This window comes from Streptomyces sp. NPDC035033, assembly GCF_040636735.1.
Taxonomy (GTDB): domain Bacteria; phylum Actinomycetota; class Actinomycetes; order Streptomycetales; family Streptomycetaceae; genus Streptomyces.
On sequence record NZ_JBEZUZ010000028.1, the window covers coordinates 1 to 12487 of the forward strand.

11 protein-coding genes and 2 pseudogenes are annotated in these 12487 nt (G+C 75.7%); 8 read left to right on the plus strand and 5 right to left on the minus strand.

What is annotated here, in order from left to right:
* Positions 1–484, minus strand: a pseudogene (locus AB0E83_RS14330) (lipoate--protein ligase family protein); the annotation flags it as partial.
* Between the two features lie 169 nt (positions 485–653).
* Positions 654–881 carry a hypothetical protein gene (locus AB0E83_RS14335; protein ID WP_362110254.1) on the minus strand — a complete coding sequence of 76 codons (228 nt, stop codon included), beginning with the start codon at positions 879–881 and terminating at the stop codon, positions 654–656.
* A 250-nt stretch (positions 882–1131) separates the two neighbouring features.
* Between AB0E83_RS14335 and AB0E83_RS14340 the strand changes: the two are divergent.
* The 6 genes and pseudogenes from AB0E83_RS14340 to AB0E83_RS14365 form a co-directional block, all read left to right on the plus strand.
* Positions 1132–1956: pseudogene (locus tag AB0E83_RS14340) on the plus strand (inositol monophosphatase); the annotation flags it as partial.
* A gap of 296 nt (positions 1957–2252) precedes the next feature.
* Positions 2253–3683 (plus strand): NAD(P)/FAD-dependent oxidoreductase, encoded by a 1431-nt coding sequence (locus tag AB0E83_RS14345; protein ID WP_362110121.1) that lies wholly within the window; start codon positions 2253–2255, stop codon positions 3681–3683.
* Positions 3684–3692: 9 nt separating this feature from the next.
* Positions 3693–4313: an L-threonylcarbamoyladenylate synthase gene (locus AB0E83_RS14350; RefSeq protein WP_362110123.1), complete on the plus strand. Its 621-nt coding sequence runs from the start codon at positions 3693–3695 to the stop codon at positions 4311–4313.
* A gap of 99 nt (positions 4314–4412) precedes the next feature.
* Entirely contained in the window at positions 4413–5189 is a 777-nt protein-coding gene (locus tag AB0E83_RS14355; protein ID WP_362110125.1) for a metallophosphoesterase, read from the plus strand.
* Positions 5190–5257: 68 nt separating this feature from the next.
* Positions 5258–6727, plus strand: coding sequence for an AlkA N-terminal domain-containing protein (locus AB0E83_RS14360; protein WP_362110127.1), 1470 nt, complete (start codon positions 5258–5260; stop codon positions 6725–6727).
* Between the two features lie 12 nt (positions 6728–6739).
* A complete protein-coding gene (locus AB0E83_RS14365) occupies positions 6740–7258 on the plus strand; it encodes a methylated-DNA--[protein]-cysteine S-methyltransferase (RefSeq protein WP_362110129.1) in 519 nt (172 codons plus the stop codon).
* Here the strand turns inward: AB0E83_RS14365 and AB0E83_RS14370 are convergent.
* Positions 7255–7971 (minus strand): Sir2 family NAD-dependent protein deacetylase, encoded by a 717-nt coding sequence (locus AB0E83_RS14370; protein ID WP_362110131.1) that lies wholly within the window; start codon positions 7969–7971, stop codon positions 7255–7257. The genes AB0E83_RS14365 and AB0E83_RS14370 overlap by 4 nt on opposite strands.
* A 64-nt stretch (positions 7972–8035) precedes the next feature.
* On the opposite strand from AB0E83_RS14370, the gene AB0E83_RS14375 reads away from it, so the two are divergent.
* Entirely contained in the window at positions 8036–8239 is a 204-nt protein-coding gene (locus tag AB0E83_RS14375) for a type II toxin-antitoxin system VapB family antitoxin (RefSeq protein ID WP_362110133.1), read from the plus strand.
* Positions 8240–8290: 51 nt separating this feature from the next.
* Here AB0E83_RS14375 and AB0E83_RS14380 read toward each other — a convergent pair whose 3' ends face one another.
* Complete coding sequence (locus AB0E83_RS14380; protein WP_362110135.1) at positions 8291–9487, minus strand: ADP-ribosylglycohydrolase family protein; 1197 nt, start codon at positions 9485–9487, stop codon at positions 8291–8293.
* Positions 9484–11184: a BCCT family transporter gene (locus AB0E83_RS14385; RefSeq protein WP_362110239.1), complete on the minus strand. Its 1701-nt coding sequence runs from the start codon at positions 11182–11184 to the stop codon at positions 9484–9486. Before AB0E83_RS14385 ends, AB0E83_RS14380 begins: the two co-directional genes overlap by 4 nt.
* Before the next feature lie 124 nt (positions 11185–11308).
* On the opposite strand from AB0E83_RS14385, the gene AB0E83_RS14390 reads away from it, so the two are divergent.
* On the plus strand, positions 11309–12460 hold the full coding sequence (locus AB0E83_RS14390; protein ID WP_362110137.1) for a glycerate kinase: 1152 nt from the start codon (positions 11309–11311) through the stop codon (positions 12458–12460).
* Positions 12461–12487 lie beyond the last annotated feature (27 nt).

Genomic DNA, 12487 nt, shown 5'->3' on the forward strand with positions numbered 1-12487 from the left:
CCGCCCCCTCGGGATCCACCTCGTTCCGCAGCGACTGGAAGCTGCCGATGACCACGGCGGGCGAGGCCCACTCCCAGACCCGCAGGGTGGGGGCCCGCCGTCCGGCGGCGACCTCGGCGGTGAGCACCTCGTCCAGCGCCATGTGCAGGGCGGGGGCCTGGGGCCCCGTGCGCACCAGCTGCCAGTCGTAGTCGCTCCACTCGGTCGCGTGGGCCAGGGCCCGCCGGACGGCGATGCCGATTCCTTCCGCGGTCAGCCCGAACATCACGGTCGACCCGGGCAGCGCCGCGGTGATCCGGGCCGCCAGGCCCGCGGCGTCCGTCGAGGAGGGAGCACCCTCCAGGGCGCTGTCGATCGCGAGGATCGCCTCGTCGGGCTCCAGGAAGAAGTCCCCGGCCACCCGCACGTCGCGGAGCACCCCTTCCTCGACCTCCAGATCGACGACGACGAGCTTGCCGCCGGGTGCCTTGTACTCACCGTGCACCGTTTCGTTCCCTTCCGGCGCGGGGCCGGGACCCCGGCCCCGCGAACCCAGCAGTCGGACAGACCCGCGCATACCTCGCATCGCACTTTAGGTCATGCCCCCGGGGCGGGCCGGGGGAGCGGCCGCCCCCGACGGGGCCGGGCCCGAAGCGGCACGGCCGGCCGCGACGTCAGCGGCCGGCCGACGGGTTCCCCGGGCGCGGCGCGGGGCCGGTGGCGAGGAGTTCGGCGAGACCGCTCCGGGTGGTGGCGATGACGACGCGGTCCTGGGGGCGGAGCACGTACCCGGGGTGGAGGTCCCACAGGAGCTGGGGCTGGGCGCCGTCGTGCGGGACGGCTCCGCCGCGACCCGTGGCCCTCGGCGCGCGGCCCCCGGTGCCGTCATGATCCCCCGTCACCGGCGGTGCGCCGTCGTGCGTGCACCGTGTCACGGCCGCGCGCCCCCGTCGACTGCCCGGCTCCGGCAATCCGGGGGCTTTCGGTGCCGTGGCCGCACGGAGGAGGGGAGGAACTCCCCACGAGGGGCGTCCGTACGCCGGGTCCGGCGGCCGGCGGGGCTCGTGCCGCGAGGGCCCCGGCCGCCGCGGGAGGACGGCGGACTCGTGGAAGAGCCGCCCGGCCGTCGGACCCACGTGCTTAGCTGGACCCATGATCGAATCCTTCCTTGAGCACGTCCTCGACGGCGGCACCACCGAGGTGGAGGAGGCGGTCCGCAAGGCGGCCGCGGCGGAGGTCATGCCGCGCTTCCGGCAGCTCGCCGACCACGAGATCATCGAGAAGAGGGGGCCGTACGACCTGGTGACGGTCGCCGACCGGGCCGCCGAGGAGCATCTGACCCGGTCGCTGACGGCCCTGCTGCCCGGCTCCGTCGTGGTCGGCGAGGAGGCCGTCCACGCCGACCCGGAGCTGTACGGGGCGCTGCGCGGCGACGCTCCGGTCTGGATCGTCGACCCGGTCGACGGCACCCGCCAGTTCGTCCGCGGCGAACCCGACTTCTGCATGCTGGTCGCCCTCGCCCGGCGCGGCGAACTCCTCGCCTCCTGGACCTACGCCCCGGCCAGGGGCGAGCTGGCGGTCGCGGTGAAGGGCCGCGGCGCGACGCTGAACGGGGCGGCGGTCAGGGCGGGTTCGCCCGCCCCGGGCGCGGTCCTGGAGGTCGCCACCTCGCACCCCGACTACACCACGCCCGACCAGAAGCGGGCCCTGCTCGGCCTGGTCACCGAGGGCGTCCGGACCCGCCCCTGCGGCTCGGCCGGCCTGGAGTACCTGTCGATCGCCACCGGCGCGCTCGACGGCGTCGCCTTCAACTGGGAGTACGCCTGGGACCACGCGGCCGGGCTGCTGCTGGTCGCGGAGGCGGGCGGCGCGCAGACCACCGTCGCGGGCGGGCCCTTCCGGATCGCCGGGGACAACGCGCTGCCGTTCACGGCGGCCCGGGACGCGGCCACCGCCGAACGGATCCGCGCCCTGCTCGCCGCCGGACCCGCCGACCCCGCCGAGCCTGCCGGACCCGCCGGACCCGCCGAACCTTCCGGACCCGCCGGTGCCCCTGGTGCCGCCGGGCCCGCCCAGGGCTGATCCGTGGCCGCGTACGGGGGAGCCCGCCCGGAGGCCGTCCGCGGCCGCGGGCCGGGGCGACGGCGGCTGACGTGGCGTCACGGGCCGCCGTCCGGGGCGGAAGCACCGCCTCCCGGGGGGCCGCTCCGCCGGCGGCGGGGCCGGGCCTATCCTGGGCCTGCCGAACCGCCGGCCGACGGGAGGAGTCCGAGGTGACGTCACTGCTCGACGCCGTCGTCGTGGGGGCGGGCCCCAACGGACTGACCGCCGCCGTGGAGCTGGCCCGCCGCGGCCACTCCGTGGCCGTCTTCGAGGCGAAGGAGACCGTCGGCGGCGGAGCCCGTACCGAGGAGCTCACCCTCCCCGGCTTCCGCCACGACCCCTGCTCCGCCGTCCACCCGCTCGGCGCCGGCTCGCCCGTCTTCCGGACCATGCCGCTCGACCGGTACGGCCTGGAGTGGCTCCACCCCGAGCTGCCCATGGCCCACCCGTGGGACGACGGCACCGCCGCCGTCCTCTCCCGCTCCGTCGCCGAGACCGCCGCCTCCCTCGGCCCGCGCGACGCCGGCACCTACCGCCGGCTCGTCACCCCCTTCCTCGGCACGTGGGAGACGCTCTTCCGGGACTTCATGCAGCTGCCGCTCACCGCGCTGCCCCGCGACCCGGTCGGACTCGCCCGTTTCGGCCTCGCCGGACTGCCGCCCTCCACCTGGCTGCTGCGCCGCTTCCGCGACGAGAAGGCCCGCGGCCTCTTCGCCGGCATGGTCGGACACGTCATCGCCCCCCTCGACGGCTTCGCCACCTCCGCCGTCGGCCTCGTCTTCGCGCTCGCCGCGCACGCCGTCGGCTGGCCCGTGCCCCGGGGCGGCTCGCAGGCGATCCCGGACGCCCTCACCGCGTACCTCACCGACCTCGGCGGCACCGTCCACACCGGCTACGAGGTCAAGCGCCTCGACGACCTGCCGCCCGCCCGCGCCTACCTCTTCGACACCTCGCCCACCGCCCTCGCCCGCATCACCGGCTTCGGCGCCCACCACTACGCCCACTACCGGTACGGCGCCTCCGCGTTCAAGCTCGACTACGCCCTCGACGGCCCGGTGCCCTGGACCGCCGAGGAAGCCCGCCGGGCCGGCACCGTCCAGGTCGGGCCCACCGCCGGCGAGATCGACACCGCGCTGCGCCAGGCGTCCTCCGGCACCGCCCCCGACGTGCCGTTCCTCATCACCTCCCAGCCCAGCCTCGTCGACCCGTCCCGCGCCCCCGAGGGCCGGCACGTCTTCTGGGCGTACGGGCACGTGCCCAACGGCTGGCGCGGCGACCTCACCGACGCCGTCGAGCGGCAGATCGAGCGCTTCGCCCCCGGCTTCCGCGACCGGATCCTCGCCCGCGCCACCGCCGGGCCGCCCGAACTCGCCGCCCGCAACGCCAACTACATCGGCGGCGACATCGCCTGCGGCGCCGCCCGCGGCCTCCAGCTCGTGCTGCGCCCCACCCCCTCCCCGTGGCCGTACCGCACCCCCCACCCGTCCGTCTTCCTCTGCTCCTCCGCCACCCCGCCCGGCCCCGGCGTCCACGGCATGTCGGGGCACAACGCGGCCAAGGCCGTCTGGCGCCACCTGAGGAACCCGGACGGACGCGCCTAGACTCGGCCCATGGCGAAGTACATCGACGTGCACCCCGCGAACCCCCAGCCGCGCATCATCGACGGCGTGGCCGACTCGATCCGCAAGGGCGGGCTCATCGCCTACCCCACCGACTCCTGCTACGCCCTCGGCAGCCGCATCGGCAACCACGACGGGCTCCAGCGCATCCGGGAGATCCGCCGCCTCGACGACCGGCACCACTTCACCCTCATGTGCGCGGACTTCGCCCAGCTCGGCCAGCTCGTGCACATCGACAACCGGGTCTTCCGCGCAGTCAAGGCCGCCGTCCCCGGCGCGTACACCTTCATCCTGCCCGGCACCAAGGAGGTGCCCCGCCAGCTCCTCCACCCCAAGAAGAAGACCGTCGGCGTCCGCATCCCCGACCACACCGTCACCCAGGCGCTGCTCGCGTCACTCGGCGAACCCCTGCTCTCCAGCACCCTCCTCCTGCCCGACGAGGAGGAGCCGCTGACCCAGGGCTGGGAGATCAAGGAGCGCCTCGACCACCAGGTCGACGCCGTCCTCGACTCCGGCGACTGCGGCACCGTCCCCACCACCGTCGTCGACTTCTCCAGCGGCGAGCCCGAGGTCGTCCGCGTCGGCGCCGGGGACCCCACCCGCTTCGAGTGACCGGCGGGCCACCCGTCGCCGGGCGGCCCTCACTCGCCGGCGGGGAAACACCGTACGGTCGGGTGAACGTCCGCCCACCCGACCGCCGGAGGCCGATCCGTGATCGTCATCGCCCACGTCAGCGACATCCACGTCGACACCGGGGAGCGCGCCGCCGCCCGCACCCGGGCCGTCCTGCGCCACCTGGAGGAGCTGCCGTACGACCTCGCGGCCGTCCTCGTCAGCGGCGACGTCACCGACCACGGCGCCCCCGCCGAGTACGACCGCGCCCGCGCGCTGCTCACCAGCCGCCACCCGCTGGTCGTCTGCCCCGGCAACCACGACGACCGCGCCGCCTTCCGGGCCGGCCTCGGACCGCTGCTCCACGAGACCGGCGACCCCGCCCCGACCGCCCCCGTCGACCAGGTGCTGCGCGGCGACGGCTTCGTCCTCGCCGTCTGCGACTCCTCGATCCCCGGCAAGCACGACGGGTACCTGGAGGACACCACCCTGGAGCGGCTGGACGCGGTCCTCGCCGACACCCCGCCCACCACGCCCGTCCTCGTCGCCTTCCACCACCCGCCGGTCCCGCTCCACACCCCGTACGTGGACGAGATCCGCCAGTTCGGCGAGGAGCGGCTCGCCGCGCTCGCCGGCCGGCACCCGCACCTCACCGCCTTCCTCGCCGGCCACGCCCACACGGCCGCCGCCACCACCTTCGCCGGCCGCCCCCTGCTCGTCGCCCCCGGCACCGTCTCCACGATCCGGCTGCCCTGGGAGCACCCGGGCCCGGACAGCCCGCACGTCCACCTCGACACCCCGCCCGGGGTCGCCTTCCACGTCCTCGGCGACGACGGCCGGCTCACCACCCACTACCGGACCGTGCCCGTCGACTGAACCGGCCGCCGCACGTCCATGTCGTTTTTCTGCCAGCCGGCGGGCCGGGCGTCCCCGATCCTGGATCCATGCACACCGAGACCGAGCGCTGCGTACGGGCCGTCCAGTCCAAGGACGCCCGCTTCGACGGCGTCTTCTTCACCGCCGTCCGCACCACTCGGATCTACTGCCGGCCGAGCTGCCCGGCCGTCCCGCCCAAGCCCGAGAACATGGAGTTCCACCCCAGCGCCGCCGCCTGCCAGCGGGCCGGCTTCCGGGCCTGCAAGCGGTGCCGCCCCGACACCAGCCCCGGCTCCCCGGAGTGGAACGTGCGGGCCGACGCGGTCGCCCGCGCCGTGCGGCTGATCCAGGACGGGGTCGTCGACCGGGAGGGCGTCCCCGGTCTCGCCCGCCGGCTCGGCTGGTCCACCCGGCAGATCGAGCGCCAGCTCCTCGCCGAGCTGGGCGCGGGCCCGCTCGCCCTGGCCCGCGCCCAGCGCGCCCAGACCGCGCGCGTCCTCGTCGAGACCACCGGGCTGCCCTTCGGCGAGATCGCCTTCGCCGCCGGCTTCTCCTCCATCCGGTCCTTCAACGACACCGTCCGCGAGGTCTTCGCCCTCACCCCCGGCGAGCTCCGCGCCCGCGCCGCCCGGCCCGCCGCCCCCCACACCCCCGGCGTGATCTCCCTCCGGCTCCCCTTCCGGGCCCCGCTCGAACCGTCGAACCTCTTCGGCCACCTCGCGGCCACCGCCGTCCCCGGTGTCGAGGAGTGGCGCGACGGCGCCTACCGGCGGACGCTGGCCCTGCCGTACGGGCACGGCATCGTCGCGCTCGCCCCGCGCCCCGACCACATCGCCTGCCGGCTCTCCCTCACCGACCTCCGCGACCTCACCCAGGCCATCAGCCGCTGCCGCCGCCTCCTCGACCTCGACGCCGACCCCGTCGCCGTCGACGACCGGCTCCGTGAGGACCCGCTGCTCGCCCCGCTCGTCGACGAGGCGCCCGGCCGCCGCGTCCCCGGCACCGTCGACCCGGCCGAGTTCGCCGTCCGCGCCGTCCTCGGCCAGCAGGTCTCCACGGCCGCCGCCCGCACCCACGCGGCCCGCCTCGTCACCGCCCACGGCGTCCCCGTCGACGACCCCGAGGGCGGCCTCACCCACCTCTTCCCCACCCCCGAGGCGCTCTCCGGGATCGACCCCGAGACGCTGGCCCTGCCCCGCAGCCGCCGCACCACCCTGCTCACCCTCGTCCGGGCCCTCGCCGACGGGGAGCTGGCCCTCGGCCCCGACACGGACCGCGCCGAGACCCGTGCCCGGCTGCTCGCCCTGCCCGGCTTCGGCCCCTGGACCACCGAGGTCATCGCCATGCGCGCGCTCGGCGACCCCGACGCCTTCCTCCCCGGCGACCTCGGCGTCCGCCGCGCCGCCGAGGGCCTCGGCCTGCCCGGCACCCCCGCCGCGCTCACCGCCCGCTCCGGCCACTGGGCGCCCTGGCGCGCCTACGCCGTCCAGTACCTGTGGGCGACCGACTCCCACCCGATCAACCACCTCCCCGCGTAAGGAAGTTCCGCCATGCCCCGCACCGCCACGCCCCGCACGGTCGTGCACACGGTCGTGGACAGCCCCTACGAGCCGCTGACCCTGGTGGCCGTCGACGGCGTCCTCAGCCGCGTCCACATGACCGGCCAGCGCCACCGCCCGCCCGAGGAGACCTTCGGCGCGCGCGACCCGCGCCCCTTCGGCGAGGCGATCCGCCAGCTCGACGCCTACTTCGCGGGCGAGCTCACCGACTTCGACCTGCCGCTCCACCTGGAGGGCACCCCGTTCCAGCTGCGCGTCTGGGAACAGCTCCGGCTCATCCCGTACGGGGAGACCCGCACCTACGGCGAACTCGCCGAGGCCCTCGGCAACCCCGGCGCCTCCCGCGCCGTCGGCCTCGCCAACGGCAAGAACCCGGTCAGCGTCATCGTCCCCTGCCACCGCGTCATCGGCTCCGGCGGCGGCCTCACCGGCTACGGCGGCGGCCTGGACCGCAAGAAGCGCCTGCTCGCCTTCGAGGCGGGCGCCGCCGCCCCGGACGCCCTGTTCTAGGCGAGCCGCTCCAGCAGCGCCGGCAGGGCGGTGCCGATCGGCTCGCGCAGGACCTCGGCGGCGAGCGGGTCGTACGGGGTCGGCTCGGCGTTCACGACGATCAGCCGGGCCCCGTGCTCGGCCGCGATCCCGGCCAGCGAGGCCGCCGGCTGCACCTGGAGGCTCGTCCCGGCCGCGACGAACACCTCGGCGGCCTTGGCCACCGACATCGCGTTCCCCAGCACCACCGGGTCGAGCCGCTGCCCGAACATCACCGTCGCCGGCTTCAGGATCCCGCCGCACGCCAGGCACGCCGGGTCCGGGTCGCCGGCGTCGAGGCGCTCCAGGGCCTCGGCCATCGGCGAGCGGGCGTGACAGGCCGTGCACACCACCGACCGGACGGAGCCGTGCAGTTCGAACACCTTCCGCTCCGGCGTCCCCGCCGCCTGGTGCAGCCCGTCCACGTTCTGCGTGATCACCCGCACCGCGTGGCCGGTCCGCTCGAAGGCGGCGATCGCGCGGTGCGCCGCGTTCGGCTCCGCCGTCAGGAGCGAGGTCTCCCGCCGCATCAGCCACGAACGGCGGCGGACCTCCGGGTCGGCCATGTACGGCCCGTAGGTGACCAGCCGTTCGGCCTCGGGGTCCCGCCGCCAGAGGCCGTTCGGCCCCCGGTAGTCGGGGATGCCCGAGTCGGTGGAGACGCCGGCACCGGTGAGAAACGCGACCATGGTCATGGGGGAAGGCTAGGAGCCCCGGACGTCTCCCGCGACCGGGTTTCCCGGTGCTAGGTTCGCGCCCATGGCCAAGGTGAACATCGCGCTCGACGCCGAACTCGTCGTGGAAGTCATGGTCCTGGCGGGCGTCGGCAACCCGCAGGACGCGGTGGAGGCCGTCGTCCGCGACTACATCGCGCGCGGCCACCGCACGGAGGCCCGGACCGCCACCCGCGACGAGGCCCACCGCACCGGCGAGGCGCTGCCGCCCGAGCCCCCGCAGGGATGAGCGCCGCCGCGGACGGGGCCCGGACGGGGCCCGGTCCGCGGTGACGCCGCGTCAGTCCGGCCGGGTGGCCAGGCGCAGGGTCCGTTCCGCGAGTTCGCCGATCCCGGCGCCGTCGAAGCCGAACACCGCGCTGCGCACCCGGTCCCGCAGCGGCTCCGACCACTGCGGGGGGATCGCCGCCGCCCCGCACAGCACCCCGGCCACCGAACCGGCGGTCGCCCCGTTGGAGTCCGTGTCCAGGCCGCCGCGCACGGTCAGCGCGATCGTGCGGGTGAAGTCGCCCTCGCCGTAGAGCAGTCCTGCGGTCAGCACCGCCGCGTTCGGCACCACGTGGATCCAGCCGAGGCCGGCCGTCCGCGCCGCCAGTTCGTCGAGCGCCTCCGACCAGCCGAGCCCCGCCTCGTACAGCGCGATCGCCTCCCGCACGGTCCGGGCCAGCCGGCTCCCCGGCGGCACCACCTCCAGGGCCGTGACCAGGGCGGACCGGGCGTCGGGCGCGGTGAAGGCGGCGGCGGTCAGGGCGGCCGCCCACATCGCCCCGTACACCCCGTTCCCGGTGTGCGAGACCACCGCGTCCCGGCGGGCCAGGCCGGCCGCCCGGCGCGGGTCGCCGGGGCTCGTCCAGCCGTAGACGTCCGCCCGGATCAGCGCCCCGATCCACTCCTGGTAGGGGTTGTCGTACGTGGCGGTCAGCGGCGGCCGCAGCCCGTTGGCGAGGTTGCGGTACGCGGCCCGCTCGGCGGTGTACGTCTGGAGGTACGGCAGCCGCAGCAGCCACGCCTCGCCCACCTGCTCGGTGGTGAAGGCGAAGCCGTGCGTCTCCAGCAGGTGCAGCCCGAGCAGCGTGTAGTCGACGTCGTCGTCCCGGCAGCTCTCCCGGATCCCGCCGCGCACGCACCGCTGCCACTCGGGCCGCAGCGCGAAGCCGTGCGCCCCGGCGGGCGGCGGCGGGAGGTAGTCGGTGAGCGGCAGCGCGTCCGTGAGCCGCAGGTAGGCGTCGATCCGGGCCCGCGTCCAGTACTCGCCCTGCTCGACCGGCTTGCCCAGCATGTTCCCGGCGATCCGCCCGGTCCAGCCGCCGAGGATCCGGTCGGCGAGGCCGCGCCGGCCGGACTCCAGGCCGGCGGTCCCCGGGCCGGCGGGCCCTGGGCCGGCGGAGCCACGGCCGGCGGGAGCGCGGTCGACGGGGCCGGAGCCCGCGGGGCCCCGGCCGGCGGGACCGGGACGCCCCTCGGAGCCGTACCTCATGCCCCGCCCTCCCGGGGCGGCTCGCCGCCGCCCTCCGTGTCCGCGCGGGACCGGGCCGCGCGGCGGAGCCGGTGGTGCCGGGCGCCGCCGCCCTGCTCGGTCATCGCCTCGCCGACCAGGGTCCGCACCGCGTCCCGCAGCCCGTGCAGGGCGTGGTGCCGGGTCGGGCCCGCGCCGGGGTCCTCCCGCAGCTCCCGCACCAGCGCCCAGCACAGCGCCAGCATGACCACCACGAACGGCAGCGCCACCAGGATCGTCGCCGTCTGGAGCGAGTCCAGGCCGCCCGCCACCAGCAGCACCGCCGCGACCGCGGCCATCAGCACGCCCCAGGTCACCACCAGCCACGTCGGCGGGTGCAGCGAGCCCCGGCTGGTCAGCGAGCCCATCACCAGGGACGCCGAGTCGGCGCTGGTCACGAAGTACGTCATCACCAGCAGCATCGCGACGACGGAGGTGATCGTGCCGAGCGGCAGCGCCTCCAGCATCGCGAAGAGCGACGCCTCCGCGCCGTCCTTCACCGCCGTCGCCAGGTCGGCCTCGCCGGTGGACTCCAGCCGGATCGCCGTGCCGCCCATCACGCAGAACCAGACCACCGTCGCCCCGGAGGGCACGAGGAGCACCCCGATCAGGAACTCGCGGATCGTCCGGCCGCGCGAGATCCGCGCGATGAAGGTGCCCACGAACGGCGCCCAGGACAGCCACCACGCCCAGTAGAAGATCGTCCAGGCGCCCAGCCAGTCGCGGTCGGTGAACGCGCCGGTGCGGCTCGCCATCGGCAGCAGTTGGTGCAGGTAGCCGCCGACCGAGGCCGGGATCGTGTCCAGGACGTAGACGGTCGGGCCGAGGAGGAAGACGAAGAGCGCCAGGCAGGCGGCGAGCACGATGTTCAGCGTCGACAGCCACTTCACGCCCTTGTGCAGGCCCGAGAAGGCCGACAGGACGAAGGCCGCCGACAGCGAGCCGATGATGATCAGCTGGGTGGCCGTGGAGTTCTCGACGCCCATCGTGAGGTTCAGCCCCTCGGCGACCTGGAGCGCGCCGAGGCCCAGGCTGGTCGCCGTGCCGAAGACGGTCGCGAAGACCGCCAGCAGGTCGACCGCCCTGCCCTGCCAGGAGGCGGCCCGGCGGGCCCCGAAGAGCGGGACGAAAGCGCTGCTCAGCCGGTTGCCGCGGCCCTTGCGGAAGCCCGCGTACGCGAGGGCGAGGCCGGCGATGCCGTAGATCGCCCACGGGGTCAGCGTCCAGTGGAAGAAGGAGTACTCCATCGCCGTCCGGGCCGCCGCGCCCGTCCCCGCCGGGGCGCCGCTGTCCGGCGGCGGGCTCAGGAAGTGCTGGAGCGGCTCCCCGACGCCGTAGAACATCAGGCCGATGCCCATGCCGGCGCTGAACATCATCGCGATCCACGCCAGGTTCGTGAACTCCGGCTCCGAGTCGTCCGCGCCGAGCCGGATCCGGCCGAACCGGCTCAGCGCGAGCACCACGCACAGCACCAGGAAGACGTCCGCGGCCACCACGAACAGCCACGCGAAGGTGGACAGCACCCAGGAGAGGGCCGCGGAGGAGGCGCTGTCGAAGGAGTCCTCGCCGAGCGCCGCCCAGCCGACCACCGCGACCACCGCGGCCACGCCGATCCCGATGACCTTCCCGTCGGGCGCGTGACGTTCGGGTACGTGATCGGAAGAGGTCCGCTCGTTCATATCCGTGCTCATGTGAGCCCACTATGGGGGGACATTTGCTGTTATCAGGGGGTGGCACGCCGTCTGGCCGTACGGATAGGGTCGGCCCTGGCGCGACTGCCTGTTCGAAAGCAAGGGATGCAAGGTGACGGACGGAGCAGCAACTCAGGTCGCTCACGTGCTCGTGGCGGCCGACAAGTTCAAGGGCTCGCTCACGGCCGTGCAGGTCGCGGAGCGGGTCACGGCGGGACTCCGGAAGGTCGTCCCCGGCCTCTCGGTCGAGGCCCTGCCCGTCGCCGACGGCGGCGACGGCACGGTCGCGGCGGCCGTCGCGGCCGGGTTCGAGCGGCGGGAGGTACGGGTCACCGGACCGGTCGGCGAGACGGTCACCGCCGCGTTCGCGCTGCGCGGCACCACGGCGGTCGTCGAGATGGCGGAGGCGTCCGGCCTCCAGCTCCTGCCCGCCGGCGAGTTCGCCCCGCTGACCGCCACCACGTACGGCTCCGGCGAGCTGCTGCGCGCCGCGCTGGACGCCGGCGCGACCACGATCGTCTTCGGCGTCGGCGGCAGCGCCACCACCGACGGCGGCGCCGGCATGCTCGCCGCGCTCGGCGCCCGCTTCCTCGACGCGGCCGGCGAGCCCGTCGGCCCCGGCGGCGCGGCCCTCGCGGACCTGGCCTCCGCCGACCTGACCGGCCTCGACCCGCGCTTCGCCGAGGTCGAGTTCATCCTCGCCAGCGACGTCGACAACCCGCTGACCGGCCCCAAGGGCGCGCCCGCCGTCTACGGCCCGCAGAAGGGCGCCACGCCCGAGGACGTCGAGACCCTCGACGCGGCCCTCGCGCACTACGCGCAGGTCCTGGAGAAGGCGATCGGCCCGAAGGCCACCGAGCTCGCCGCCTCGCCCGGCGCGGGCGGCGCCGGCGGCATCGGCTACGGCGCCCTCCTCCTCGGCGCGGGCTTCCGCCCCGGCATCGAGCTGATGCTGGAGGTCCTCGGCTTCGCCCCCGCCCTGGAGCGCGCCACCCTCGTCGTCACCGGCGAGGGCTCCCTCGACGAGCAGACCCTCCACGGCAAGGCCCCCGCGGGCGTCGCCGCGGCGGCCCGCGCGGCCGGCAAGGAGGTCGTCGCGGTCTGCGGCCGCCTCGCCCTCCCGCCGGAGACCCTCGGCGCGGCCGGCATCCGCCGCGCCTACCCCCTCTCCGCCCTGGAGCCCGACCCGGCCAAGTCCATCCCGAACGCCGGCCCCCTCCTGGAGGAGGTCGCCTCCCACATCGCCCGCGACTTCCTGGCGTAGCGGGCCCGGCGCCGGGCGCCCCGGGGC

Coding starts and splice junctions, on each gene's coding strand:
- AB0E83_RS14365 (WP_362110129.1), top strand. CDS start 6,740: ATGCCCCGCACCGCCACGCCCCGCACGGTCGTGCACACGGTCGTGGAC.
- AB0E83_RS14370 (WP_362110131.1), bottom strand. CDS start 7,971: ATGACCATGGTCGCGTTTCTCACCGGTGCCGGCGTCTCCACCGACTCG.
- AB0E83_RS14350 (WP_362110123.1), top strand. CDS start 3,693: ATGGCGAAGTACATCGACGTGCACCCCGCGAACCCCCAGCCGCGCATC.
- AB0E83_RS14385 (WP_362110239.1), bottom strand. CDS start 11,184: ATGAACGAGCGGACCTCTTCCGATCACGTACCCGAACGTCACGCGCCC.
- AB0E83_RS14375 (WP_362110133.1), top strand. CDS start 8,036: ATGGCCAAGGTGAACATCGCGCTCGACGCCGAACTCGTCGTGGAAGTC.
- AB0E83_RS14380 (WP_362110135.1), bottom strand. CDS start 9,487: ATGAGGTACGGCTCCGAGGGGCGTCCCGGTCCCGCCGGCCGGGGCCCC.
- AB0E83_RS14360 (WP_362110127.1), top strand. CDS start 5,258: ATGCACACCGAGACCGAGCGCTGCGTACGGGCCGTCCAGTCCAAGGAC.